This window comes from Dorea sp. AM10-31 (genome assembly GCF_003435815.1).
Taxonomy (GTDB): Bacteria; Bacillota; Clostridia; order Lachnospirales; family Lachnospiraceae; genus Dorea_D; species Dorea_D hominis.
The window spans coordinates 186748-212541 of record NZ_QTUV01000001.1; the positions used below are offsets into that span (position 1 = coordinate 186748).

Genomic DNA, 25794 nt, shown 5'->3' on the forward strand with positions numbered 1-25794 from the left:
AGCGAAAAAATCTATAAAAAGCTTCTTTTTATAGAAAATTAAGAAATTATTAAAGCATCGCATTTTCCTCGTCGCCATAAAAAAATCTGCTGCCTATTCCGGCAACAGATTTTTCATACTCTTTAAACTGATATATAAAGTTGAAGAATTATGTAAAAGTGCGGATGTTGTCGGCGGTATCACGCCCATCACGCCTAACAGGATCAGTCCTGTATTAATTCCGACAATACTTCTGTAATTGCCATGGATCCGGCTCATTAACCGGTCACTTAATTCTTTCAGTGTCACGATCTCATGTAAGCTGTCTGCTCCGACCGTCACGTCTGCGATCTCTCTTGCAATCTCAGCACCATCACTGATCGCAATGCCAACATCTGCCGCTGACAGTGCCGGCGAATCATTGATTCCATCGCCAATCATGATGACTTTTCTTCCGGCTTTCTTCTCAGCTTCGATAAAGTTCGCCTTATCTTCCGGCAGTACTTCTGAGAAATACCGGTCAACACCAACTCTTGCAGCAATCGCTTTCGCTGTCCGGTCACTGTCTCCTGTCATCATAACAACCTTGGATAGTCCGACTTCTTTCAGTCTTGCAACCACTTCTCTCGCTTCCTCACGGATCGGATCTTCGATACAGATAACGGCCGCAAGCTCCTGCTCGATCGCCATATACAAATGAGAATATTCATCCGGCAGTGTAGCGAACTTCTCCTGCATTCCTTCCGGAATTTTGCAGTTCTCATCCTCAAATACGAAATGGTAACTTCCGATCACAACCTTCTTTTCCTCGATCTTGGAAGAGATTCCATGTGCAACAATATATTCTACTTTTGAATGTAATTCTTCGTGTACAAGATTCTGCTCTTTTGCAGCTTTTACAACTGCTTTTGCCATAGAATGTGGGAAATGTTCTTCCAGACATGCGGCAATACGCAGTAATTCTTTTGGCTCTCTGCCATCAAAAGAAACAACCTCAGCAACTGTCGGCTGTGCTTTTGTCAACGTTCCTGTCTTGTCAAATACGATCGTCTCAGCTTCTGCCATGGCTTCCAGATATTTTCCACCCTTGACCGTAATGCTGTGTTCACTCGCTTCACGGATTGCAGACAATACGGAAATCGGCATTGCAAGTTTCAATGCACATGAGAAGTCAACCATCAGAACAGCCAATGCTTTCGTCACATTTCTTGTGAGGAAATAGGTTGCAAATGTTCCCGCAAATGTATACGGCACAAGACGATCTGCAAGATGCTCTGCCTTGCTCTCCAGAGAAGATTTAAGTTTCTCAGATTCTTCGATCATTGTCACAATCTTCTCAAACTTGCTGGAACCATTCGTCTCTTTGACACGGACAGTCAGTTCGCCTTCTTCTACCACTGTACCGGCATAAACATAACGGTCTTCACATTTTCTCACCGGAACAGATTCGCCTGTCAGGGATGCCTGATTGACCATCGCCTCTCCGGCTGTCACAACACCATCAAACGGAATTACATTGCCGACATGCACACGAACTTCGTCCATCGGCTGGATCTTCGTTGCATTGACAAGAACTTCTTTTCCATCTGTTACCAGCCATACTTTACTGATATTCAGTGACATGCTTCTTGCCAGATCATCTACCGATTTCTTATGCGTCCACTCTTCCAGTACTTCACCAATACCGAGCAGGAACATGACAGAACTTGCTGTATTTATATCTCCACGTAACATGGAAATTGCAATTGCTGTTCCATCGAGAACCGGCACTTCAATCTTACCTTTTGCAAGTGTACGAACACCCTGCCAGATATATTTTACTGATTTCACAGTTGCAATCGCTGTACGGATTGGCAGCGGCATGAATAATTTATTGCCGAAATGCAGGACAACTTTGTTGACCAGCTTATCCCAGTACTCCTGATTTAACTCTCTGCCTGATTTTTCCAGATAGCTCTCAGGAACCGTCACTCTGTCATATCCAAATGCACGCAGATCATCGATCACTTGTGCTCTCGCACTTTCTTCATACTGAATCACCACGCCCTGTGTACGCACCTGTATCTTCACTGCATGGATATACTCTCTGCCTTCCAGATAATATTGCAACATATCTGCCTGTGAAAATGACATTCTCGTCTGGCACATCTGCACACGGATTCTGCCTTTAATATCATGCTTGATTAAAAACTTCATGATCTTACGCTTCTTCCTCTTTAACTTCTTCTGTCTCTTCTGCTGTTTCTTCAGCTACCTCTTCTGCATCTGCTACAGCTTCTGCCTTTGCGGCTCTGTCTTCGTTTACCTGCTGAGCCTCAGCGTAAATATCCTCTGCGTTCTCTTGTACTTTTGCTGCTGTCTTCATTACACATTCTTTTGCACGAAGCACTGCTGCTGTACATCCTGTGTATACTTTTTTTGCATCATCACTTGCAAGTACTTTAATTCCTGCTGTGCCAAACAAAACACCTGCTGCAAAAAGTCCACTTTTCTTCATATTAGATTTTGATAAAAATTTTAAACAATCCATCTTGTATCTTCCTCCTTGTTTTCTCTTATTTTTTTCTCCCCATTTCTTTGGGTTCACACAAGTATAATCCCTCATTTTCATAAAATCCACAGAAAAGTTCTTTATTGATATTTTTTCTCCATAGTAAGTTAGGACGGGCTTTCGTTAAAAAGCACCGTCCTGCTTGTATTATTTATGCCAATGCTGCTCCGAGGTCTTCGCAGGATTTTACTTCCGCGTCTCCAGGCCCCTCATTGCTCATTACGCTATCACACGCAAGCTCTGCTCCTGCAGCTTTGCAGTCTTCTTCCCAGTTGCGCATCCATTCGCCATCTCCCCAGCCATATGAACCGAAAAGTGCGATTTTCTTTCCGTCAAGTGCACCCTTGCAAGCTTCGAACATAGGCTCAAATTCGCTTTCTTCCAACACTTCTGCTCCCATTGCAGGGCATCCAAATGCGATTGCATCATATTCCGCTACCTTTGCTGCTGTGAAATCACTGCATCCTAAAAGTTCTGCCTCTGCTCCTGCTTTCTTTGCTCCATCTGCAACTGCATTTGCCATTGCCTCTGTATTGCCTGTTCCACTCCAATATACGACTGCTACTTTGCTCATATCCATTCTCCTTATCTTTTCTTAGTTTCACCTAACTTATTTGCTTTTTATCAGTTTTTAGTTAGTTCCAACTAATCGTTTCTATTAGTTAGTATAGACTAACTTCATAGGGAAGTCAATTCCTTTCCACGTTTGTTCCAGATGTATTTTTATCAATAAAACGTTGGATCAATTGCTCATCCTGCCGGAGACTTTTTACATAATGAGGAAATGTTCTTTCTTAATTATTAAAAAGACCATGCCTGCGCACAAATATGCAAGTCATGATCTTTTCATTATAAATATATGTTGGGGACAAACTCCCTATGAATTATTACGTACTTCGTACACCCACAATATCTCTACAAATCACTCTGTGAGGTGAATTTTCCACCGATATCAAATCCATGATCCATCGGTCCGCTGCCGGCTCCCAGATCCAGCATTGCCGCAAGTGCTCCGGAAATATATTCTTTTGCACGCTCCACAGCTTCTTCAAGTCCATATCCTTTTGCCAGATTCGATGCAATCGCACTGGATAATGTACATCCTGTTCCGTGCGTGTTCGGATTATCAATTCTACGCCCATAAAACCAACGGCTCTTTCCTTCTGCGTACAACAGATCATTGGCATCATTTAACTGATGACCGCCTTTTAACAACACAGCGCAGTGATATTCTTCGCTGATTGCCTGCGCTGCGCGCTCCATGTCTTCTGCTGAATGAATAGATGCACCAAACAGGACTTCTGCTTCAGGAATATTCGGTGTCAGCACACTTGCCAGCGGAAATAATTCCGTCTTCAGTATCTGGATTGCTTCTTCGCTGATCAGTCTGGAACCGCTTGTGGACACCATCACCGGATCAACGACGATCCGTTCTGCTTTGTATTCTTTAAGTTTGAAAGCGATCATTTTTACAAGTTCAGCGGAAGCGACCATACCAATTTTAACCGCATCCGGGTAAATATCTGTAAATACCGCATCCAACTGCTGTCCTAAAAATTCCGGTGTCACTTCAAAAATTCCGGATACTCCTGTCGTATTCTGTGCTGTCAGCGCCGTGATCGCGCTCATGGCATAAACGCCATTTGCCTGCATCGTCTTGATATCTGCCTGAATCCCCGCACCGCCGCTGGAATCACTTCCCGCAATTGTGAGGGTTGTTTTTCTTTTCTTCGTATTCATCTACTTATCCTTTTCCAATCTATTCTAATTATTTTTCTTATCCATCGCATTTATCCTGAATCTCTTCCCACAGACAGGAGCGCAGTTAAAATTGCAGCTCTCCCACAGACAGAAGCGCAGTTAGAATTGCAGTTTCCCCGTAGCCTCCACAAGGTCACCCGCATAAAGATCCGCCAGTTCTTTTAACTCATCCTGTCCTTCTTCGCTGAAGCGGTCATACAGTCCGACTACCGGGAAGCCTGCCTGTTTTGCGGTTGTTGCCGCATGTAATGCGTCCTCAAATACCAATGTATGCTCCGGTGTGCTTCCAAGCTTATCAGCACATTGAAAATAAATATCCGGTTTGTCTTTTCCTGCTCCTGCATCCGTGCAAGTCCATATTTCCTTAAAGTATCCGGCAATCTCCAGTCGTTCAAACGCCGCTTCGATCTGCTCTTTATCGCTGGAAGTCGCCACGATCATCGGCACCTTTGCCTCTTTCATCTTCTCAAGGAGCTTACATACACCCTTTTTCAGCGGTGCCTCTTCTTTATAAAAGATCTCTACCTGTTTTAATACCGCTTCTCTTAATTCTGCTTCTGACTCTTCCAGATGGTATTCCCGCTTCACATAAGCCACGCCATCATCCAGGCTCATCGGAAATAATATCTTCCCAAGATCCGGCGCCGGTTCAATCCCGGCACTACGCAGATATCTGGCTCCGGCATCCTCCCAGATCGCCATCGAATCCAGCAAAGTACCGTCCACATCGAAGATCACACCGTCTATTTCTCTGTTTTTTAATTTCATTTCCTATTAAACCTTCTTATATCGAACTTCTTTATGCATAACTTCTCTTAATTTCTCAACATATTCTGAGTGCGTTCGCGCAGTTCTTTTGTTGCAGCTTCAATATCTTTCTGTCCGAAAATCGCACTGATCACTGCGATTCCACAAATACCGCTACCGGCAAGGTCTTTTACATTGTCTTTTGTAATTCCACCAATGGCAATAACCGGAATATCCACTGCTTCACAGATTGCTTTCAGCACATTATGATCCACTTCTACCGCATCTGCCTTAGAACCTGTCGGAAATACCGCACCAACGCCAAGGTAATCTGCGCCATGTTCCTGCGCACGGAGTGCCTGCTCAACCGTCTGCGCAGAAACACCGATGATCTTATCCGCTCCAAGTTTTGCACGCACATCTCCGGCTTCCATATCACTCTGTCCGACATGCACACCGTCTGCCTCAATTTCTGCCGCAATCTCTACATTATCATTGATCACAAACGGCACTTTATATTCTCTGCAAAGTTTCTGGATTTCCTTCGCCTCTTCTAAGAAATGCGCTGTATCCAGTTCTTTTTCACGCAGCTGGATAAATGTAGCTCCACCTTTCAGCGCTTTCTCCACCTGTTCATATAATGTTTCTTCTCCAAGCCAGTGACGGTCTGTCACCGCATATAAAAGTAAATCTTTCTTATCGCAGTTCATATTTTGCACCTTCTTCCAGTGTTTTTGCGTCCATATTGTAAATCGCATCAATAATACGGTTTCTGTATGTAGAATTGCCGTCTCCGTCCTGCATTCGTGAAAATCCGATCTCACCGGCAAGTCCCATCACACATACTGCTGCCGCTGCCGCCTCCAGCGTATGCTCCGGATTTGCGGTGATATATGCAGTCATCATTCCGGATAACTGGCAGCCAGTTCCTGTAATCTTACCCATTTCCGGGCGTCCATTACGAATCACATAGCAGGATTTTCCATCACTCACCAGATCAATCGCCCCTGTAATCGCAACAACACAGTTTGCTTTCTCTGCAAATGCCTTTGCAAATGCAACTGCTTCATCCAGATTCTCTTCTGTCACTGCATCTGCAACATCAGCATCTACGCCTTTTGTTGTACCACTGCCGGATGCCAGGGTCTTGATCTCGGAAATATTTCCACGGATCACGGAAAACGGAATTTCTTCCATCAGAGAAACGGCTGTGTTCGTGCGCAGTGCACTTGCTCCCGCTCCTACCGGATCCAGCAGAATTGCATGTCCCAGTTCTGCCGCTTTCTTTCCAGCCAGCTTCATGCCTTCGATACTTCTTATATTTAATGTACCGATATTGATATTCAATCCTCCACAGATGGAAGTAATATCTTCCACATCCTGCGGCTCGTCAGACATGATCGGACTTCCGCCACATGCCAGCAATACATTTGCCACATCATTTACGGTTACATAATTTGTGATATTGTGAACCAGAGGGGTTGTCTCTCTGACTTTATTTAACATTTCTCCAAGCATAATTCTCCTCCTGATATTTGAATATACTATTCTATACTTTCGTACACTATCTAGTACAGTTCTCTGTAAACTGCCTCCATCTGCTCAATGGTAGGCTTCACATAGCTCTGATTTAAAAGTCTCTGCTGACTTGCGTCTACACTTACGGCAAATGAATGGATTTCTTCTTCCTTCATGCCATATTCTCTTAATTTTTTACGACTGATAATCTGGTCTAATAATTCCTGCAGTTTTTCATAGACAACCGCTTCATCACATTCCATCATTTTTGCAAGAAATGCATTCAGACGAATGATTTTACCGGTCGGATTCATTTTCTGATAAGCAGCAAATACGGCAGTCAGGAACTGATAATTTGCCTCTCCGTGTGCGACATGATACGTTCCGCTCAGCGGATAGGACATGGCATGCACCATTCCGGTTCCGGCATTGCCAAATGCAACACCTGCCAGATTGCTTGCCACAAGAAAATCTTCCAGCAGCTCCATCCGGTATTCTTTTCCATGAGCGATAATCTCACGGAATCCATGCACGATCATCTCCATTGCTTTCTCGCTGAACATCTCCGTGTAGAGATTCGCTTTTGGTGATACAAAAGATTCAATCGCATGGATAAATGCATCGATCGCGCTGGTTGCGAAGAACTCATATGGAAGTTCACGCAAAAGTTCCGGGATCAGCACTGCCTCATCTGCATAAATCTCGTCTACGGCGAGTCCTAATTTGCTGTGGATCGAAGTAATCTCTGTAATGGAGACATTGGACACTTCCGATCCTGCGCCACAGGTTGTCGGCACTGCAAGAAGTGTGCGCACTTTGCGAAGCGGTACTTCTTTCCGATAATAGCTCTCTGCTTTCGCTTCCCCGTCCAGTACAAGAATCTTCGCCATATCAATGACAGCTCCACCGCCGATAGCAATGATTCTCTTATAATCTCCCTGACGGAAATCCTCAAGCAGTGCATCGATCATTACATCTGTCGGCTCACCGCTGCCATATTTGCTCTTGTATTCTACATGTGCTTTCAGATTCAGCGGTGCAAAACAGGTCTCGTAAATCCGTTTTGTCGCGAGAATGAAATCATCCGCTCCGATGTTGTATGCTTCCACGAAGCTTTTCACATCATCATATTTCTCGATCACTGATTTCTGCTGAAATAATTTCATGACTGTTGGCCTCCTGTTGTTTTTCTTCTTTTTAGGCTTATTCTTAGCCTTCCTCCGTAAGCTCCAACTTGCACAAAAAAATCCTCCTGTATCTTCGACTGAAGACGAAGGAGGGCTCTGTAATATCTAATACATCCCTACGATGGCATTATCCATATCAGGTTCCGGGTCGAAGTTTCTAAACTTCCTCTCAGCCTATACATAAGCTCCCCTTGTCATCACTCTTTTACTCGTTAATTCATCTACTGTAACTATACTGGATAGTTACAGTCTTAACACAGTTAATGATACTCGCCCCACCAACAGATGTCAAGAAATTGCAATTATAAATCATGCAAGTATGACGCATTTTCCCATCACCATAAGCTACAGAACTTGCCACCGGCAACTTTCTCCGGAGGCCATAGCAAAAAAAATCTCAAAGCAATAAGCTTTGAGATTCATCTTAATCGGAGTGACAGGATTTGAACCTGCGACCTCTACGTCCCGAACGTAGCGCTCTACCAAGCTGAGCCACACTCCGGCATGTCAACCGAATGTTTCAAACATTCAAAACACTCGGCGCCCCTGCCAAGGAACTACGGATAGAGGACTCGAACCTCTACTAACAGAGTCAGAGTCTGCTGTGCTGCCATTACACCAATCCGCATTACGTAGTTCTCTGTTGCGTTCGTTTTTTATCTTTTGTATTTCATCAGCGAACAAATATTATTATATCAGCAAATTCAAAAATTGCAACCCCTTTTTTTAATTTTTTTCAACTTTTTTGTATTTTCTTGTCGAGCGTCTTTGAAAATGCCCATTTTACGCGGGTTTGCGATGGTTTGCAAATTTACAATTTTTTCATTTCTATATTATTATACCGTTGATGTAATTGCATTTTCTCATAAAACGCTCCAACATTACAATAACTTCATAAAATCAAGAAAGACTGTTATAGCATGCGCACATGCTATAACAGTCTTTCTTATTTCTGATAATTCTTACTTCAAGTCCTCAAACAGTTTCTCAGCGTATACGCCGTCTTCGATCAGTTTGGCAAAAGACTTTACAACATAGTCTTTGTCTTCTTTGTATGTTACGCCGAACCATTTGTCATGAGAGTCAAGCACTTTTACAGATACTTTGTCAGCCTGTAATAGTTCATCAATATAAATCGGCAAAAGATATTCTGCTTTCAGGATGTCTTTACCTTCCATTGTCTCAAAAAACTCTTTGAATCCACCTTCCAGTATGTCGACAAATTCCGGTGTCAGTCCCCACATATTCATAGATACATAAGATTCCGGATCGATGGCTCTTAGTCCGTCTTCTGTATCGGCTGCTGCACCGTCTGCTGTCTTCACAATGTTATGTGTCTCATGAACTGCTGTCAGATAGCCTTTCTCATTCAGTTCACACACACCTCTGGTAACAGATCCATTCTCACTTAATGTGTTCTTCAGGATAAAACCTGCCATGCAGAATGCATTCGCCTTCTCCGGTGTGTAATCTACGAGGAAATCATGAAGCTTAGTAAATGCTTCCTTTCCATAGTAATCATCTGCGTTGATAACTGCAAATGGCTCTTTTAAAACATCTTTGCACGCAAGAACTGCCTGTCCGGTTCCCCACGGTTTCGTACGTCCGGCCGGAAGTTCGATTCCTTCCGGGAGTGCATCCAGTTCTTGGTATGCATATGCAATCTCTACATCCAGATCCGCACAGATCTTCTCAATACGATCTCCGATTGCTTCCTTAAATGCTTCCTTAATGTCCTTACGTATAATAAAGACAATCTTATTAAATCCTGCTTCGATTGCATCATGAATGGAATAATCCATGATGATCTCCCCATGCAGTCCGACCGGTGCCAGCTGTTTAATTCCGCCGCCAAAACGGGATCCGATTCCGGCAGCCATAATAACTAATGTCGTTTTCATTTGTACCTCTCCTTGTCCAGCATCTCTCAAGCCCGCCATCTGCAGTTTCCTTCAGATGCTATGTCGCTCAATATTGCAATAATATTATAGCATTTTCATCACAATATTGAGCACCTTTTTTATTAATATTCTTTTAATATTTTCTAAACGACCGCCTTTTGCAGGAAGATTACTCTACTGTAACACTCTTCGCAAGGTTTCTCGGCTTATCTACATCCAGACCTCTTGCAACGCTGACATAATAACCAAGGAGCTGTAACGGGATGACTGCCAGTGATGTTGCAAATAACGGATCTGTCTTTGGAATATATACCGTAAAGTCTACTGTATCTTCAATATTATACTGTCCAAAGTTTGTAAGTCCCATAAGGTAAGCGCCACGGCTCTTGCACTCAACCATGTTAGAAACTGTCTTCTCATAGAGATCCGGCTGTGTCAGAACACCGACAACAAGAATGCCGTCTTCGATCAGAGAAATCGTTCCATGCTTCAATTCACCTGCAGCATATGCCTCAGAATGAATATAGCTGATTTCCTTCATCTTCAGACTTCCTTCCAGGCAGATTGCATAGTCAATACCACGACCTACGAAAAATACGTCTCTTGCATTTGCCTGTTTGGATGCAAACCACTGGATTCTCTCTTTGTCTTCAATAATCTTCTCAATCTTCTCCGGTAAGGTTTGCATTTCCTTGATCAGACCGCTATAACGTGCTTCGTCAATCTCGCCTCTTACTTTGGCAAACTGGATTGCCAGTGCATAACCTGCAATTAACTGTGTGCTGTATGCTTTTGTTGTTGCAACGGAAATCTCCGGTCCAGCCAGTGTGTAGAATACATTATCTGCTTCTCTTGCAATGGAAGAACCTACTACATTTACAATTGCAAGTGTACGCACACCTCTTGCTTTGGACTCGCGAAGTGCAGCCAGCGTATCTGCTGTCTCACCGGACTGGCTGATCAGTACAACCAGGTCTTTCTCGTCCAGCAATGGATTGCGATAACGGAATTCGGATGCCAGCTCTACACGCACCGGAATTCTTGCAAGATCTTCCATTACATACTGTGTTGCAACTCCAACATGATATGCAGAACCACATGCTACAATGTGAATCTGACGAATATCTTTGATCTCTTCTTCTGACAGACCAACCTCTGACAAATCAATCTTGCCATCTGTCGTAAGAACAGAGTTAATGGTATCTCCTACAACTTTTGGCTGTTCATGAATCTCTTTGATCATGAAATGTTCATAACCGCCTTTTTCAGCGGCTTCTGCGTCCCAGTTAATTTCCTTTGGTTCAATCTCAATCTCTTCTCCGTCCAGATTGTAGAAAGTGATCTCCCCTTTCTTTACACGCGCCATCTCCAGGTTGCCAATATAATATACATTTCTTGTATATTTCAAAATAGCCGGTACATCAGATCCAATATATGATGCTCCGTCAGCAACTCCGAGAACCATCGGACTGTCCTTTCTGGCCACATAAATCTCTTCCGGATAATCTTTAAACAAAACTGCCAGCGCATAAGAACCTCGGATGCGGACGATTGCATGATTCATCGCATCAACCGGTGTTCCTTCATATTTCTTATAGTAGTAATCGATCAGTTTTACCGCTACTTCTGTATCTGTATTGGAATAGAATGTATATCCTTTTCTTAACAGTTTTTCCTTTAATTCCTGATAATTTTCAATGATACCGTTGTGAACAGCAACTATATTGCCATCATCACTCTTATGCGGATGTGCATTGTTCTCAGACGGCTCCCCATGTGTTGCCCATCTTGTATGGCCGATTCCACATGTTCCCGGGACAGCGGCACCATTATCTGTCTTCTCAGCCAGAATCTTCAGACGTCCTTTTGCCTTAACAATCTCAGCATCGCCATTTGCATCACGGACAGCAATTCCGGCCGAATCATAACCACGGTATTCCAGCTTGGACAGTCCATCCAACAAAATCGGTGCTGCCTGATTATTTCCTACATATCCTACAATTCCACACATATTTCTTAATACTCCTATCTTTCCTGTCAGATCATACGACCTTATCATCTATCTACATTTTCTGATCCTGAGAGTCAGACTATCTTGTCTTCTCTTTTTCATTAATCACATTCACTACATCATCCACATATTTCTGGCAGATGTCATGTGTCTCAGCCTCTACCATTACACGTATCAGTGGCTCTGTACCAGATTCACGGACAAGGATTCTTCCTGTATCACCCAGCTCGTCTGCAACTTTCTGTACTGCTGCCTGCACATCCGGATCTGCCTGTGCAACAGCTTTATCCTGTACACGTACATTCACAAGCACCTGTGGATAAATGTGTAAATCTTCTGTCAACTGGCTCATTGTCTTCTTTCTTGCCATCATAACTTCCATCATTTTCAGACTGGTTAAAATACCATCACCTGTTGATGCATATTTTGAGAAAATAATGTGACCGGACTGCTCTCCACCAATTCGGCAGCCATTCTTCTGCATATATTCATATACATATTTATCTCCGACAGCAGTCTTCGCATAACCGATACCCTGCTCATCAAATGCTTTGTAAAGTCCAAAGTTAGACATAACTGTTGTAACAACTGTATTTGTCACCAGTTTTCCGCGCTCTTTCATATATCTTCCATATACGTAAAGAATCGCATCTCCGTCTACGACCTGCCCTTTTTCATCCACACAGAGACAGCGGTCAGCATCTCCGTCATAAGCGAATCCAACATCCATGCCTTCTTCTACCACGTACTTCTGCAGTCCTTCAATGTGTGTAGACCCTGCATTGTTATTGATATTTGTTCCATTCGGATCCGCATTGATCACGTAAGTCTTTGCTCCCAGTGCGTCAAATACAGATTTGGCAATATTCCATGAACTTCCATTCGCACAGTCTAATGCAACTTTGACACCCTTGAACGAATACATTCCAAGAGAAATCAGATATCCGACATAACGGTTCCTTCCTGATACATAATCTACAGTACGACCAATCTTCTCTTTGTGTGCATACGGAACTTCTGAATATTTCTCTCCAAATAATTCTACTTCTCCGTCCAGATATGCTTCGATCAGGCTGATTGTTCCTTCATCCATCTTCTCACCATTACCATTAATCAGCTTAATTCCATTGTCATAATATGGATTATGACTTGCGGAAATCATAATACCACAGTCAAACTCATCTACTCTTGCCACATAAGCTACAGACGGTGTTGTTGTAACATGAAGCAGGTATGCATCTGCACCGGATGCTACCAGTCCACCGACCAGTGTATATTCAAACATATAGCTGGAACGTCTTGTATCCTTACCAATTACAATTCTAGCCGGAGTGTCATCTCCATTCTGTCTTTTCAGTTCTCCATAATACCAGCCGAGGAAACGCCCAATCTTGTATGCGTGATCTGCTGTCAGGTTCCTATTAGCTTCCCCACGGAAACCATCAGTTCCAAAATACTTACCCATCGTTCTAAAATCCTTTCTACTTTGGTATATTATATTTGGCGTCCGGAAGATCCGGACTTGATTATTATCTCTTTTTATTAATTCCTTAGTTTTGCCTATAATCCTATCCATTATAGCGTAAATTGCCGGAATTTACTAGTCCCTATTGTTTTCTAAGTCATTATCCTCAGTTTTATTCCCCTTATCTTCCAGATTTACAATTCCTGAAATGTTCATAAGCCGTGACATCTTCGCCGCAGTTGCGATACTGTCACGCATTGTCTGTGGTATACGAAGACTTTTCGCAACTTCCGATACCACATCTTTTTGCATGCTCGCAGCTATAGCCGCCGGTCTGACTGCTGCCATTACTTTCTGCTGGCTACGCCGCATATCAGATAATACTTCCGCTATCATCTGCGTACTTTTTGTAACCGGTGAAATTGCATTCAATCTGGTAACATTTTCCACAGCTGCCGGTACTGCTTATATTCCGCGCCGCTGATCCGTTTCTGATGTGCCACTTTGTTACGCACCGGATGTACCCCAACAATTTTCTCTTTCCATTTTTTCTGACTTCCAAGTGATTCAAAATGCCGCTCCCACAGGCTTGTCGGTCGAAGTTCTTCCAGCAACCGGCATAATTCTTCTTTTGATAATTGTTCAAAATCTGCTGTTTTACCAGCCGTCCCCTTTGCATTTTCACCGCTACCTGCGACAACCTCCTCATACACAACTTCTCTTTCTGCAAATAAATATTCTTCCACTGTGGATAAATCCATTTGCTCCAGAGTCTCACTGATTGGCAGATTGCCTCTTGCATTCTTCTTAAGATCTGCCATCATCTCTTCCGGCACGGTCTCTTCCCGCCATGCACTTCCATACGCCTTCGTCACGATCAGAGATACCAACGCGCGAAGCAGCCGCTCAAACTCTGCATATTTAGGATAGAGCCGCTTACAATAGCTTTCCGAAATCCCATCATACACACGAATTGCCGTGTAATACTTCTGCTTCGGCGATTGATAAATGGTATCATCTAATGTCTGCAGTGCGATCACAGCTCTGTTCACTCTGGCTTTTGTACTTAATTCCAGGAAATATTGATCCGCACCACTCTTGCCGGAGATCTCATAAAACACTTCCACATCCTACAAGCAAATGAAACCTGACATTGGCAAGTTGCCTGACTTCATCTTGCTGTCCTCCACACCCAGCAGCTCAGCGATCTGCTCACACATAGATATCGAATCCTGCGTTTCTTTTTCTATAAAAATATAATTCATCTTCATTTCCGACATAGCAACCTCCTGCTACCATATAAGTAACAAAACCGCCTGTGTATCTTCAAAAACTCTGCGAAATACACAAGCGGAAAACTTTATCCCATATATTCTTTTACAAAATCTACCACTTCCAGATTTTTGTTCCTAATGTTATCATCTTTTTCCATTTCTTCTATACTCATCCAATAATAATGCTTTCCATTTACAACAAAATCCTTTTCCATTTCCTGTTCTGAAAATCTATTAACCTGAAGCTCATATAAACGATGATTATAAATTCTATTTTCACGATGACTTACTGAATATTTTTCCTGCAACTTTGAAGTAATGTATCGACATTTTACTTCTTTCTGATTAAGCTTCAACTCTTTCACTACATTTGCAATAATCGCAGCTTCATCTCCACGTTCCTGCGTTTTATAATTCAAAAACAATTTGCAATCCCATTTTTCATCATAATAAAGTAAAAATCTCTTCATATTATCATTAAATGACTCTTTAATAATTACCAATGAATGATTATGTTGAATCATATCTAAATCCTCTATCTCTTTCATTAAAACTTTATGAGTATATTTATTCCTTCTATATTTATAGAAATCCCATATGATTTTTACTGCATATAAAATACCAATTGTACAAAAAAATACTTTTATTATTTCTCCAGATATTCCAAAAATCTTCTGATATTGCGCTGTCATTACTGACAATAAAAATGAAACACCCGCTATTACTGTATCAATAGTAACTTGATTCCCAATGTATTCTTTCTTTTGTTCAAGTAATAATTCTAATTCTTTCTTATCAATTACTAATCTCATTCAATATCCTCATTAAGATACAATAAATATTATCATACCTCTGTATTGTTGTCCAATTTAATTATGTTTCCTGCAACTTTTCAACACTTTCTCTACTTTTCCAAATCACTCAACGCCTCCAGATACCCCACGGTCCAGGCACTCATACTCCTCTAATCGCGTTTGAAAATATCGCGGGTATATACTTTATCCTTCACATAAAATAAAACAGGACTCTATTGTCATCTGGGGTTTGAAAAATCAGTCAAAAACTCACTATGCCATGCCACTTCGGCACATGATTGAGGATGCATTTTCTTACTTAAGGGAGTATAATGAGATTGTTTCTAAAAATCGAAAAGATAATAATTTTTATTGAAACCACTATTAATCAATGAAGGACGCCAGGAACGGTTTCTCTTTCCACTGATACACACACTTTACAACGAAAGGATTTTTACTATGCAAAAAAAATGGTGGCACAAAAAAACTGCCTATCAGATCTACCCGAAAAGCTTCTGTGACTCCAACGGAGACGGCATCGGCGATCTTCCAGGCATTATCAGCAAGCTCGATTATCTCAAAGACCTCGGTATAGATATTATCTGGCTCTCTCCAATTTACTGCTCTCCACTTGCCGATCAAGGCTATGATATTTCTGATTATTACAATATCGATCCACGTTTCGGTACAATGGATGACATGGATCTATTGATTGCCGAAGCAAAGAAACGTGATATGCACATTTTGATGGATCTCGTCGTCAATCACTGTTCGGATGAGCATGAATGGTTCAAAAAAGCCTGCGAAGATCCGGACGGAGAATATGGAAAATATTTTTACATTGAAGACTGCCCTAATGGGAAACTGCCCTGTAACTGGCGTTCCTACTTTGGTGGCAGTGTGTGGGAGCCACTCCCTGGCCAGCCTGGGAAATATTACCTGCACATGTTCCATAAAAAGCAGCCAGACCTGAACTGGGAAAATCCAAAGCTGCGCGAGGAAATTTATAAAATGATCAACTGGTGGCTTGATAAGGGACTTGCCGGCTTCCGCATCGATGCGATCATTAATATCAAAAAACCGCTTCCGTGGCAGAATTATCCGGCAGACCGCAAAGATGGAATGTGCAGTCCGGACGAAATGCTGAAACACGCAGTCGGTGTGGGTGAATTTTTAGGAGAAATGCGTGACCGCACCTTCCTTCCGCATGGTGCATTTACTGTCGGCGAAATCTTCAATGAAAAAGCGGAAGAGCTTCCGGATTTCATCGGTGACAACGGCTACTTCTCAACGATGTTTGATTTCAATGAGACTATCTTCGGTGCCAGCGCGAAGGGCTGGTATGACCAGACAGTAATCACACCAAATGATTACCGGAGCTGCTGCTTCGCCAGTCAGAAAAAGATTGAAGACTTCGGCATGCTCTCCAATATTATTGAAAATCACGATGAACCGCGCGGCGTTTCTCGCTATATCCCAGAGGGCGAATGCACCGACACTTCCAAAAAGCTGCTTGCCACAATGAATATCATGCTCCGTGGTCTTCCATTTATCTATCAGGGGCAGGAAATTGGTATGGAAAATGTAGAATTCCAGTCGATTGATGAAGTCGATGACATTTCTACACTCGACGAATATCAGGTGGCATTAAATGCCGGTCTGACACCAGACAGCGCCTTAAAGGCAGTAAACCGCATCAGCCGCGATAATGCCAGAACTCCTTACCAGTGGGATGCTTCTGCAAATGCAGGCTTTACAACCGGTACCCCATGGCTCAGGGTAAATTACAATTACAAAAAGATCAATCTGGAAAGTCAGAAAAATGATCCGGATTCTGTTTACCAGTACTACCGTCGTTTGCTTGCACTGCGCAAGGATCCAGCTTATGCTGAAACGATCGTATACGGTGATCTCCTCCCTGTATTTGAGAATCAGGACCGTGTCATGGCTTACTACCGAAAATCTGCTGACCAGACATTGCTCGTGATTGGCAACTATAAAACCCAGCAACAGACTTTGACACTTCCATCAAAGCTCAAACACATCGTGCTGAACAATCTGCCGCAGCTTAAGACCGAGGGCAATGAGATTATGCTGGAAGGCTATCAGGCAGTCATTCTGGAAATGCTTTCATAAAAGCAACAAATATTTTTGTTATTAATAATAGAATTATCTTTTTTCACAGCCCCTAACATTGACACCCTCACACGCTTCTGTTAGCATGAAAATGTTTTGGATTGTAATCATTTCACATTTAAAATGTGATAATTAATAACATCAAGGGAGTAATTATGAAAAAAATCTCTTATAAGAAAATGGCGGATACAATTATTGCCAAAAGAAAAGAGCAAAAACTTACGCAAGCTCAGCTTGCCAAAATGACTGGCATCCACAGAGCTATGGTAAGCCGATTAGAGGGATTAGATTATATTCCTTCCATCGATCAGCTTCAGGCCATTGCCGAAGCACTTGGATTCGAAGTAACCGATTTATTTGAAGAGGAAAATTCTATAGTAAATAAACCTATCCTCAATAAAAAATATAATATCGCTGTTGCCGGTACCGGTTATGTAGGTCTGTCGATTGCAACACTCCTATCCCAGCACAATCACGTAACAGCTGTAGATATTATTCCTGAGAAAGTGGAACTAATCAACAACAGAAAATCGCCAATCCAGGATGACTATATTGAAATGTATCTCGCTGAAAAAGAACTGGATCTTACCGCTACACTGAATGGAGAAGAAGCATACAAAAATGCAGACTTTGTAGTAATCGCAGCTCCGACTAACTATGACAGCAAGAAAAATTTCTTCGACTGTTCTGCAGTAGAGGCAGTTATTGAACTTGTATTAAAAGTAAATCCAGATGCAACTATGATCATTAAATCTACTATTCCTGTTGGATATACAGCATCTGTAAGAGCTAAATATAATACAAAAAACATTATTTTCAGCCCTGAGTTCCTACGTGAATCAAAGGCACTCTATGACAACCTGTATCCATCCAGAATCATTGTATCCTGCAATGAGGAATCAAAAGAAAAAGCTGAAATCTTTGCAAGACTTCTTCAGCAAGGAGCAATCAAAGAAAATATTGATACATTATTTATGGGATTCACCGAAGCTGAGGCTGTAAAACTTTTTGCAAATACTTACCTCGCTCTTCGTGTTTCTTATTTCAACGAGCTGGATACTTATGCTGAGACAAAAGGCTTAGATACACAGGAAATCATCAACGGTGTCTGCCTGGATCCGCGTATCGGAACACACTACAACAATCCAAGCTTCGGTTACGGTGGATACTGCTTGCCCAAAGATACAAAACAGCTTCTGGCAAACTTCAATGATGTTCCACAGAACATGATTTCTGCTATCGTAGAAAGTAATAGAACTAGAAAAGATTTTATTGCTGATCAGGTGTTAAATATGGCTGGATATTATGATTATTACAATCGTGGGGATTATGCTCCGGATCAGGAGAAGAATTGCGTTATCGGTGTTTACCGCTTGACTATGAAATCAAACTCTGATAACTTTAGACAGTCTTCTATTCAAGGTGTCATGAAACGAATCAAAGCAAAAGGGGCTACTGTTATCATTTACGAACCAACGTTAAAAAATGGAGAAACATTCTTTGGATCACTCGTGGTAAATGATCTAAAAAAATTCAAAAAGAAAAGTCAAGCAATCATCACAAACCGGTACGATTCCCGTCTGGATGATGTACTTGACAAAGTATATACACGTGATATTTTCAAAAGAGATTAATAGATATTATATAATATAGACATTTTACATATTAACAAAACCTGTATTTTCCCAATCGAAAATGCAGGTTTTTGCTCATCTTATTACTTTTCCAATCGTAAGCGCTTAAATTCAATTATTCATGGATTTCTAATGGCAAGCCATCCGGATCATGGAAAAATGTCATTTTCTTTCCAGTATAATCGTCTAAACGTATCGGTTCTGTTGCTATTCCTTTTGCGTTAAGCTCCTTAACCGTATCGTCAACACTTTTTACCTTAAATGCCAGATGTCTTAAACCAAGTGCCTCTGGATAATTCACACGGGCCGGAGCATCCTTTATAATAAATAGCTCAATCTCCTGCTCTCCACAAGCTAAATCTATTTTATAATCATCCCGTTCCTTTCGATAATTTTCCTGGATTATTTCAAATCCCAGTAAATCAATATAAAAATGTTTTGATTTATCATAATCGCTTCCTATAATTGCAATATGATGAATTGTGTCAAACATTGATTTATCCTCCTTCGTTTTTCCTATAAGTTTATCACAGTAAGATTTTTATGAAAACACATTAATTCTCTGTTTTTTTCAATTTTTCATCACCTGCCGCCTTCGTTCCATAATAGCAAACCTTAGCCAGCTTTTTCCCATCACTCAGCTTTGCAATATCGTATGTAATTCATTCATGACATCATGACCAAGCTGGCCTGCCACGCCTGTTACAAATACTTTCATTTCTTATCGCTCCTAATATTCTTATCTGTTTCCGTACATTTTTTCGTAGTAGTTCTGATATTCACCGGAAATAATTGTCTCCCACCATTCCTTATTATCTAAATACCACTGGATCGTCTTCTTAATTCCATCTTCAAATTTTGTTTCTGGAAGCCAGCCTAATTCGTTGTGAATCTTTGTTGGATCAATGGCATAACGCATATCATGACCTTTACGGTCTGTTACATGAGTAATCAGACTTTCCGGCTTTCCAAGTTCTTTACAGATAATCTTTACAATGTCAATATTCTTCATCTCGTTATGACCGCCGACATTGTAAACTTCTCCAACACGTCCCTTATGGATGATTAAGTCAATCGCACGGCAATGATCCTCTACATAGAGCCAATCACGAACATTTAATCCTTCGCCATAAACAGGTAATGGCTTATCTGCTAAAGCATTGGCAATCATTAACGGGATTAACTTCTCTGGAAAATGATATGGTCCATAGTTGTTAGAGCAACGGCTAATTGTTACAGGCAGCCCATAAGTTCTGTGGTAAGCAAGAACTAATAAGTCTGCTCCTGCCTTTGAGCTACTGTATGGAGAACTTGTATGGATTGGTGTCTCTTCTGTAAAGAATAAGTCCGGTCTGTCTAATGGAAGATCTCCGTAAACTTCATCAGTGCTTACCTGATGGTATCTCTTGATACCATATTTACGGCAGGCATCCATCATAACAGTAGTTCCTTTAATGTTTGTGTCTAAGAAAATCTCAGGATTTTCAATAGAACGGTCTACATGGGATTCTGCTGCAAAGTTCACAACCATATCTGGATGTTCCTCTTCAAATAATTTATAGATTGCTTCTCTGTCACAAATATCAATCTTGCAGAAACGGAAATTAGGATTATCCATTACTGGAGCTAAAGTAGATAAGTTTCCTGCATATGTAAGCTTGTCCACACATACAATTCTATAATCAGGATATTTATCCAACATATGAAATACAAAGTTACTTCCAATAAATCCGGCTCCTCCAGTTACGATAATTGTCATTCTTCTATCCTCTTCTTTCTTAATACAAATGTTGATGCATTTTCTTCTCTATTGCTTCCGGAACTCTGATGATGCCAAATCGCCATAGTATCGGATAAATATATGAAACTCCTCTAATGTCTCCAAGTGCCTTCGGTTTCTTCACTTCTTCTGAAATCTTCTTACTATTTTCAAATGCCAGCACCACACTACTCCAGGCAAGACTCTTACTTTTCTCTCTCCGGTCTATCAGCAGCTCTCTGTTATACTCTCCGTTTTTACCGACCTTCAATTTATATCGGAATGGTAATCCTGTTGCCGTTTTAAATGGATACTCCTGAAATGCAATAACAGTCTGCCACAGATTTTCTTCTGATGGTATTTCGTGTAGAAGCCGAACCTGCTCTTGCCGAATCTTATACGTCCGGCATCGCTCCGCATTTAAACTTATCTCTGCTGCATTATAAATTCCCTTAGTGTAGGGCAGATAGGAATGAACCGATGCTCTGGAAAGACCTGTGAGTTTCATAATCTCCGGAATCTTTTTCCCCGACTGATGCAGATCATTAATTTCTGTACATATATCTGATGTGAATACATCTGCAGTAATAAGTAGCTTACGAAGTTTAAGCAGACTAATATTTAACTCATCTGCCAGTGATCTTAAGGAATCTGCTTCTTCATAGGCATCTCTTAACTCTTGAAGAAAATTGTTAAATTGAAGTTCTGGATTATATTCTGGTTTCTTTTTTGGTCTTCCTGCCATTTCTAATTCCTATTTCCATGTGAATCCAATCAGCTTACACCTAAAACAGAGGATTCTTTGCTCCGGACTAATGCTCCGATAGCTGTCCTCTGTTTCTTATTTTATTTTTTCACTTTCGCTTTCTGAAATATCCTAAATAATAGATGACACCACCTACTGCTCCACCAAGTGTATTATAGGTCAGATCCGATATTTGAAATGTTCCAAGATGGAATAATAACTGAGTAAATTCTATCATAAAAGAAAATACTGCTACAACTTTTGTGGCTTCCCAAACGGTCTTTCCAAATCTAATATTCTCAGATTCATCAAGTAATTCTTTTTGAAATGCCCACAAACAATTGCTTGACATCATAATTTTGATCCTTAATAACCAGTTTATTTCCATATTTAGCAATAGACTTATTATATTCCAGCACTTCATTTTGTGAGAATTTACTCACTATAAATTTGCCTGTCTCACCTCTGCCATATCCAATAGCCAACGTCGGAGTTGCAACAAATATGATATCCTTTAAACCATCTGCTCTGTCTCTTGTAAAAGATGGAACATCTGATGTAATAAAGGGATTCGTATCGTTCGTCATCAAGAAAACTGGAGCCACTCTTTGCATAAATGCGCTCTCTATAGTTTTCATCTTTCCACTGTCTGACTGCAGATAATCAACAAATGCTTTTATTATTGATGCGTGCTTCATCTGATCATACGCAGTGACATCATCTTCATATGTTCTATCTGCTTCTGGGATTATTACATTTTTCAGTTCGTCTGTGAATGGTATAAAATCATAAATAGAGTTAAATATTTCGTTACCAGCAATGCTTCTCCAGTTATAAATCATGCAGTATTTCATTAGAGTATTCAATTCGTCTTGAGTCACACTGCTACTTGTCGAAGTGTTTCTATTCGCATACGCCTGCTTTATCTTATTTTCTACTGATTGAATAAATTCTCCCCAATTATTTTCATATGTGTGTGCCCATTCAGTTTCGACAAAGGTCCATCTTGAATTATTAAAATATTCCTTCAGATGTCTTTTTTCATCTTCTGTAAACTCTATTCCAGAAGAATCTTTTATCTCCCATTTATCGAAGTCGTAAAAATATTGATTAAGTAATTCTGGACTATTCAAATTCTTACCATCACATACCACATTAACCTGCAGTATGTCATCGTATATCTCATGAAGTGCCTCGTCTGGCATATATGAAAACCCTGCTTTAATGTCATGAAACCCGTTTTTTGCCATTATCTCCTTGGTAGAAAAGGATCTTAAAGTCCAATCCGAATTTTCCGGGTTGGATTCACAATAACCCACACTCTTATCAAACAACCAGACTTTCGGATCATTACCGCTATTATGTTTCCACGCTTTCATGTAACATCTTGGAATAAGATGCTGATTCATTGCTACATCACTATGTGTTTTTGGGGCTGGTATAATAGCCATAACCTTTTCCTTCTGACATTCTAGTTTTTCTCACACTTAGCCGATCATAAGATCGTTGCCTGCTGCTCACCACGAAGAGGTGTGTGATTATTACGAGCAATGTAGGGAGCTACCGCTCCCTGTATATCACAATTTCATCCAGTTTTATAGACGCTTTCTTGCCTTCATCAACGCACAGTACATCAATCCGCCTAGCACTCCGCCGACTGTGTTGTAGAAGATGTCCGATAGCTGGAATGTACCCAAGCGAAGCAATAATTGTAGCACCTCAATGCTTATCGAAAAAATGAACGCTACCTTTCCGCTATACCACAGTATCCTCTTCCAGCTACTGCCCACTTTCTCTTGAAATGTCCATATAACCATGCTGGTGAACGGCACCATCATGATCACGTTCTCAATGCACTCAGTTGTAAGTTTCTGCTCGCCGTTCACGGTCTCCCAGATGCCCCAGCCACCCATGACATTTGACAAAGGATTTAGCCACAGGTTCCGATTCAGCAGCGTTCGGAACAAGATCATCGATGTCACGAAAACCAGTAAGAACATCTTCCGAAAGAACACGCTCTCTTTAAATTTCTGATACCAAGTCACTATGGCGCTCTTCCATCCTTTGCCTGCTGCGGTAGGTTCATACGCATACAGATAGAAAAACATGGCAAAAAAGGAAAGAAGAAGCGAAAAGCCAAACGGCTCATATAGCGCAGTCAGGATGTTTGTGAGGATCTTCCCAAATAAATCAATCGTTTCTTTCATCATTGTTTAGAGATCACTGAACAAGTCAGCCTTGTACACGCCGTTTTCCAGCATCTTCTTGAAGCTGTCCTTTACAGCTGCGACATCCTCATGATATGTCATACCATACCAAGTGTCATTGGTTCTCAGAACCTTTACAGACATCTTTCCCTGCTCCAGCAGTTCACCGATAAAGATGGGAATCAGATATTCTGCTTTCAGAGGATTACCCGGGACCTCTTTCTTAAAAAACTCCTTAAAGCCATCTTCCAGCACATCCAAAAACTCCGGTGTCAAGCCCCACATATTCATGGAAACAAGAGAATTCACATCAACAGCTACGCCATCTGTTTCTGCCCCAGTTGCGGTCTTTACAATGTTCTTGGTTTCCACAACCTCAGTCAAATTATTCTGCTCATCCATCTTGCAGATGCCACGGGTCACGCCACCGTTATCAGACAGCGTGTTCTTCAGCACAAAGCCAGCCATGCAGGACTTTCCACCATTCACCAGATACTCATGTACGGCTTTGAAACCTTCCTTGCCGTAGTAATCGTCCGCATTGATGACGATAAACGGAGTCTTGATGACCTTCTTCGCTGCAAGCACAGCCTGACCGGTTCCCCACGGCTTTGTGCGACCTGCTGGAAGTTTTCCCGGAATATCGTCAATGTCCTGAAAAGCGTAATCCACAGTTACATTATGAGAAGAGCAAATGGAGGCAATGCGATCACCGATGACCTCTTTGAACTCCTTCTCGATATCCTTGCGGATGATAAATACCATGTGGTTAAAGCCTGCTTCAATGGCATCATGGATTGAGTAGTCCATGATGATGTGATTAGAAGCATCGACCGGCTCCAATTGCTTGATTCCTGTTCCGAAGCGGCTGCCGATACCGGCAGCCATAATAAGTAATGTTGTGTTCATCACTTTTCCTCCTTTATTATCTAAACTATAAACTTTCTTTTTCTCCCAGCCACTTTTAATGCCTTAACATTGCTTTTAATCTTTGTTTCACAGGTGACAAAACTCTTCTTATTTTTTCAAGCATCTTCATTGATCCGTATTTTTTTAAACAATACTCGAATCCTTTTTCAGCAATCAGCCTTTGAAAATCTTCATAGTGAACTGGTTTAGGTGAGGGACTATTTAAATTTTTCTGATTAATATCATTTAACGAACATTCGATTATATCAAATTCATTTTTTACTGTTTCAAATATTTTCTTTCCCTTTTCGGAATTTATGATAACAGATGATACGCCCAATTTATCCTCAAATGCCTCATTTACATTTTTCAGATTCCAAAAATCTCCAATTGTTATGTCTCCTTGTCGTTCCATACTTGAGAATCTACATGCATAACAAGAATCTCTTAATATATAATTATTGGTAAATAAACGATAAAAATTATCCACCCATATAGGAGCATGGTATATTCGTCCATTTTTAAATTTAATATATATTTCTTGATTTCTCCACCCATACACTTTCTCTCGAAATTTAAGTTCTATTATTTGAGAAGAATACAGCTTTTCTTTTCCCTTTAAAAATGCGTTTAATAATTCACTACTTGGTACACCATGACAAATTAAATCCAACGTATATAAATTATCATATTCTTTTCTCAAATATTTCTTCAAACCAGCTACCTCACATGGCGTACCTGTAAACAACACCTCTTTTCCTTCCTTCAGATCTTTCTGTACCATACAAAAAATCGAATGTTTATCACTTTGTACATATTTAGAGCCTTGAAATTTCCGAGCATCTTCAATCGTTGTCGCTCTTCCATGTTTTACTTGAAAATCATTGTTCATCTCCACGCCATACACAACGCCATCATTGTTCAAAATATATTTTGCAACTTCTGCAAATACTCCACCTGAACTACTTTTTGCTCGTTCATGCTCATCTTTATTTTTTACTCCATAAGCTATTTTTTCAAACTTCTTATTCTTTTCTTTATCTTTTAATGGACAAACCTTTTCGCATAATCCGCAATTAACGCATGAATCTTTTCTAATTTCAGGATACAAATATCCCTTTTCATCATGTTTCATATAAATTGCATGTTTAGGACAAATATTCAAACATGCTGAACATCCACAACAGTCCTCTTTATTTATGTATAACTTTTCCAT

26 protein-coding genes, 2 tRNA genes and 1 riboswitch are annotated in these 25794 nt (G+C 41.0%); of the genes, 2 read left to right on the plus strand and 26 right to left on the minus strand.

Annotated features, from left to right (window positions below):
• Positions 1–93: 93 nt before the first annotated feature.
• From DW125_RS00865 to DW125_RS00940, 17 genes are all read right to left on the minus strand, one after another.
• Positions 94–2175 carry a heavy metal translocating P-type ATPase gene (locus tag DW125_RS00865; protein WP_021860100.1) on the minus strand — a complete coding sequence of 694 codons (2082 nt, stop codon included), beginning with the start codon at positions 2173–2175 and terminating at the stop codon, positions 94–96.
• A gap of 4 nt (positions 2176–2179) precedes the next feature.
• A complete protein-coding gene (locus tag DW125_RS00870) occupies positions 2180–2509 on the minus strand; it encodes a DUF6110 family protein (protein ID WP_021860099.1) in 330 nt (109 codons plus the stop codon).
• 172 nt (positions 2510–2681) lie between these two features.
• The gene (locus tag DW125_RS00875; protein ID WP_021860098.1) at positions 2682–3104 is read right to left on the minus strand and encodes a flavodoxin; all 423 of its coding nucleotides are present in this window, start codon (positions 3102–3104) and stop codon (positions 2682–2684) included.
• A gap of 341 nt (positions 3105–3445) precedes the next feature.
• Positions 3446–4270 carry a bifunctional hydroxymethylpyrimidine kinase/phosphomethylpyrimidine kinase gene (thiD, locus tag DW125_RS00880; protein WP_021861167.1) on the minus strand — a complete coding sequence of 275 codons (825 nt, stop codon included), beginning with the start codon at positions 4268–4270 and terminating at the stop codon, positions 3446–3448.
• 120 nt (positions 4271–4390) lie between these two features.
• Positions 4391–5059 (minus strand): HAD family hydrolase, encoded by a 669-nt coding sequence (locus DW125_RS00885; RefSeq protein WP_117536828.1) that lies wholly within the window; start codon positions 5057–5059, stop codon positions 4391–4393.
• 47 nt (positions 5060–5106) lie between these two features.
• Positions 5107–5748 (minus strand): thiamine phosphate synthase, encoded by a 642-nt coding sequence (gene thiE / locus DW125_RS00890; protein WP_117536829.1) that lies wholly within the window; start codon positions 5746–5748, stop codon positions 5107–5109.
• Complete coding sequence (gene thiM, locus DW125_RS00895; protein WP_117536830.1) at positions 5735–6556, minus strand: hydroxyethylthiazole kinase; 822 nt, start codon at positions 6554–6556, stop codon at positions 5735–5737. The genes thiE and thiM overlap by 14 nt, the downstream gene beginning before the upstream one ends.
• 50 nt (positions 6557–6606) lie before the next feature.
• Entirely contained in the window at positions 6607–7722 is a 1116-nt protein-coding gene (locus tag DW125_RS00900; RefSeq protein WP_021861171.1) for a 4-hydroxybutyrate dehydrogenase, read from the minus strand.
• Positions 7723–7839: 117 nt separating this feature from the next.
• Positions 7840–7945: riboswitch (TPP riboswitch) on the minus strand.
• A 226-nt stretch (positions 7946–8171) separates the two neighbouring features.
• Positions 8172–8245, minus strand: a tRNA-Pro gene (locus tag DW125_RS00905).
• A 55-nt stretch (positions 8246–8300) separates the two neighbouring features.
• Positions 8301–8371, minus strand: a tRNA-Gln gene (locus DW125_RS00910).
• Positions 8372–8705: 334 nt separating this feature from the next.
• Positions 8706–9644 (minus strand): nucleotidyltransferase family protein, encoded by a 939-nt coding sequence (locus DW125_RS00915; RefSeq protein ID WP_117536831.1) that lies wholly within the window; start codon positions 9642–9644, stop codon positions 8706–8708.
• Positions 9645–9813: 169 nt separating this feature from the next.
• A complete protein-coding gene (gene glmS, locus DW125_RS00920; protein ID WP_117536832.1) occupies positions 9814–11655 on the minus strand; it encodes a glutamine--fructose-6-phosphate transaminase (isomerizing) in 1842 nt (613 codons plus the stop codon).
• Positions 11656–11734: 79 nt separating this feature from the next.
• Positions 11735–13120, minus strand: coding sequence for a phosphoglucosamine mutase (glmM, locus tag DW125_RS00925; RefSeq protein WP_117536833.1), 1386 nt, complete (start codon positions 13118–13120; stop codon positions 11735–11737).
• A gap of 135 nt (positions 13121–13255) precedes the next feature.
• On the minus strand, positions 13256–13570 hold the full coding sequence (locus DW125_RS00930) for a hypothetical protein (protein WP_117536834.1): 315 nt from the start codon (positions 13568–13570) through the stop codon (positions 13256–13258).
• Positions 13549–14241, minus strand: a complete 693-nt coding sequence (locus DW125_RS00935; RefSeq protein ID WP_117536835.1) for a hypothetical protein — start codon at positions 14239–14241, stop codon at positions 13549–13551. The genes DW125_RS00930 and DW125_RS00935 overlap by 22 nt, the downstream gene beginning before the upstream one ends.
• Before the next feature lie 9 nt (positions 14242–14250).
• Complete coding sequence (locus tag DW125_RS13960; protein WP_158549871.1) at positions 14251–14400, minus strand: hypothetical protein; 150 nt, start codon at positions 14398–14400, stop codon at positions 14251–14253.
• An 80-nt stretch (positions 14401–14480) separates the two neighbouring features.
• Positions 14481–15206 (minus strand): hypothetical protein, encoded by a 726-nt coding sequence (locus DW125_RS00940; protein WP_021861176.1) that lies wholly within the window; start codon positions 15204–15206, stop codon positions 14481–14483.
• Positions 15207–15647: 441 nt separating this feature from the next.
• Between DW125_RS00940 and DW125_RS00945 the strand changes: the two genes are divergently transcribed.
• Positions 15648–17324 carry an alpha-glucosidase gene (locus tag DW125_RS00945; RefSeq protein ID WP_117536836.1) on the plus strand — a complete coding sequence of 559 codons (1677 nt, stop codon included), beginning with the start codon at positions 15648–15650 and terminating at the stop codon, positions 17322–17324.
• 155 nt (positions 17325–17479) lie between these two features.
• The gene (locus DW125_RS00950; protein ID WP_117536837.1) at positions 17480–18958 is read left to right on the plus strand and encodes a nucleotide sugar dehydrogenase; all 1479 of its coding nucleotides are present in this window, start codon (positions 17480–17482) and stop codon (positions 18956–18958) included.
• A gap of 115 nt (positions 18959–19073) precedes the next feature.
• Here the strand turns inward: DW125_RS00950 and gloA2 are convergent, their stop codons facing one another.
• The 9 genes from gloA2 to DW125_RS00990 all read right to left on the minus strand — a co-directional run bounded on the left by gloA2 (position 19074) and on the right by DW125_RS00990 (position 25794).
• Positions 19074–19451 carry an SMU1112c/YaeR family gloxylase I-like metalloprotein gene (gloA2, locus tag DW125_RS00955; RefSeq protein ID WP_117536838.1) on the minus strand — a complete coding sequence of 126 codons (378 nt, stop codon included), beginning with the start codon at positions 19449–19451 and terminating at the stop codon, positions 19074–19076.
• A gap of 61 nt (positions 19452–19512) precedes the next feature.
• On the minus strand, positions 19513–19620 hold the full coding sequence (locus DW125_RS14545; protein ID WP_442873170.1) for a thioester domain-containing protein: 108 nt from the start codon (positions 19618–19620) through the stop codon (positions 19513–19515).
• A 77-nt stretch (positions 19621–19697) separates the two neighbouring features.
• The gene (rfbB, locus tag DW125_RS00960; protein WP_117536839.1) at positions 19698–20717 is read right to left on the minus strand and encodes a dTDP-glucose 4,6-dehydratase; all 1020 of its coding nucleotides are present in this window, start codon (positions 20715–20717) and stop codon (positions 19698–19700) included.
• A 19-nt stretch (positions 20718–20736) separates the two neighbouring features.
• A complete protein-coding gene (locus DW125_RS00965) occupies positions 20737–21462 on the minus strand; it encodes a hypothetical protein (RefSeq protein ID WP_117536840.1) in 726 nt (241 codons plus the stop codon).
• A gap of 109 nt (positions 21463–21571) precedes the next feature.
• Positions 21572–21886, minus strand: a complete 315-nt coding sequence (locus DW125_RS14325; RefSeq protein WP_330411762.1) for a VanZ family protein — start codon at positions 21884–21886, stop codon at positions 21572–21574.
• Complete coding sequence (locus tag DW125_RS00975; protein ID WP_117536841.1) at positions 21771–22913, minus strand: DUF4238 domain-containing protein; 1143 nt, start codon at positions 22911–22913, stop codon at positions 21771–21773. The genes DW125_RS14325 and DW125_RS00975 overlap by 116 nt, the downstream gene beginning before the upstream one ends.
• 144 nt (positions 22914–23057) lie before the next feature.
• Positions 23058–23672: a VanZ family protein gene (locus DW125_RS00980; RefSeq protein WP_330411763.1), complete on the minus strand. Its 615-nt coding sequence runs from the start codon at positions 23670–23672 to the stop codon at positions 23058–23060.
• Positions 23673–23675: 3 nt separating this feature from the next.
• Positions 23676–24578 (minus strand): sugar phosphate nucleotidyltransferase, encoded by a 903-nt coding sequence (locus DW125_RS00985; protein ID WP_117536842.1) that lies wholly within the window; start codon positions 24576–24578, stop codon positions 23676–23678.
• Positions 24579–24633: 55 nt separating this feature from the next.
• Positions 24634–25794: a Coenzyme F420 hydrogenase/dehydrogenase, beta subunit C-terminal domain gene (locus tag DW125_RS00990; RefSeq protein WP_117536843.1), complete on the minus strand. Its 1161-nt coding sequence runs from the start codon at positions 25792–25794 to the stop codon at positions 24634–24636.

What these genes read in the sequence shown, in the direction of transcription:
- DW125_RS00865 (WP_021860100.1), bottom strand. Translation starts at nt 2,175, where the DNA reads ATGAAGTTTTTAATCAAGCATGATATTAAAGGCAGAATCCGTGTGCAG.
- DW125_RS00870 (WP_021860099.1), bottom strand. Translation starts at nt 2,509, where the DNA reads ATGGATTGTTTAAAATTTTTATCAAAATCTAATATGAAGAAAAGTGGA.
- DW125_RS00875 (WP_021860098.1), bottom strand. Translation starts at nt 3,104, where the DNA reads ATGAGCAAAGTAGCAGTCGTATATTGGAGTGGAACAGGCAATACAGAG.
- thiD (WP_021861167.1), bottom strand. Translation starts at nt 4,270, where the DNA reads ATGAATACGAAGAAAAGAAAAACAACCCTCACAATTGCGGGAAGTGAT.
- DW125_RS00885 (WP_117536828.1), bottom strand. Translation starts at nt 5,059, where the DNA reads ATGAAATTAAAAAACAGAGAAATAGACGGTGTGATCTTCGATGTGGAC.
- thiE (WP_117536829.1), bottom strand. Translation starts at nt 5,748, where the DNA reads ATGAACTGCGATAAGAAAGATTTACTTTTATATGCGGTGACAGACCGT.
- thiM (WP_117536830.1), bottom strand. Translation starts at nt 6,556, where the DNA reads ATGCTTGGAGAAATGTTAAATAAAGTCAGAGAGACAACCCCTCTGGTT.
- DW125_RS00900 (WP_021861171.1), bottom strand. Translation starts at nt 7,722, where the DNA reads ATGAAATTATTTCAGCAGAAATCAGTGATCGAGAAATATGATGATGTG.
- DW125_RS00915 (WP_117536831.1), bottom strand. Translation starts at nt 9,644, where the DNA reads ATGAAAACGACATTAGTTATTATGGCTGCCGGAATCGGATCCCGTTTT.
- glmS (WP_117536832.1), bottom strand. Translation starts at nt 11,655, where the DNA reads ATGTGTGGAATTGTAGGATATGTAGGAAATAATCAGGCAGCACCGATT.
- glmM (WP_117536833.1), bottom strand. Translation starts at nt 13,120, where the DNA reads ATGGGTAAGTATTTTGGAACTGATGGTTTCCGTGGGGAAGCTAATAGG.
- DW125_RS13960 (WP_158549871.1), bottom strand. Translation starts at nt 14,400, where the DNA reads ATGTCGGAAATGAAGATGAATTATATTTTTATAGAAAAAGAAACGCAG.
- DW125_RS00940 (WP_021861176.1), bottom strand. Translation starts at nt 15,206, where the DNA reads ATGAGATTAGTAATTGATAAGAAAGAATTAGAATTATTACTTGAACAA.
- DW125_RS00945 (WP_117536836.1), top strand. Translation starts at nt 15,648, where the DNA reads ATGCAAAAAAAATGGTGGCACAAAAAAACTGCCTATCAGATCTACCCG.
- DW125_RS00950 (WP_117536837.1), top strand. Translation starts at nt 17,480, where the DNA reads ATGAAAAAAATCTCTTATAAGAAAATGGCGGATACAATTATTGCCAAA.
- gloA2 (WP_117536838.1), bottom strand. Translation starts at nt 19,451, where the DNA reads ATGTTTGACACAATTCATCATATTGCAATTATAGGAAGCGATTATGAT.
- rfbB (WP_117536839.1), bottom strand. Translation starts at nt 20,717, where the DNA reads ATGACAATTATCGTAACTGGAGGAGCCGGATTTATTGGAAGTAACTTT.
- DW125_RS00965 (WP_117536840.1), bottom strand. Translation starts at nt 21,462, where the DNA reads ATGGCAGGAAGACCAAAAAAGAAACCAGAATATAATCCAGAACTTCAA.
- DW125_RS14325 (WP_330411762.1), bottom strand. Translation starts at nt 21,886, where the DNA reads ATGAAGTGCTGGAATATAATAAGTCTATTGCTAAATATGGAAATAAAC.
- DW125_RS00975 (WP_117536841.1), bottom strand. Translation starts at nt 22,913, where the DNA reads ATGGCTATTATACCAGCCCCAAAAACACATAGTGATGTAGCAATGAAT.
- DW125_RS00980 (WP_330411763.1), bottom strand. Translation starts at nt 23,672, where the DNA reads ATGATGAAAGAAACGATTGATTTATTTGGGAAGATCCTCACAAACATC.
- DW125_RS00985 (WP_117536842.1), bottom strand. Translation starts at nt 24,578, where the DNA reads ATGAACACAACATTACTTATTATGGCTGCCGGTATCGGCAGCCGCTTC.
- DW125_RS00990 (WP_117536843.1), bottom strand. Translation starts at nt 25,794, where the DNA reads ATGGAAAAGTTATACATAAATAAAGAGGACTGTTGTGGATGTTCAGCA.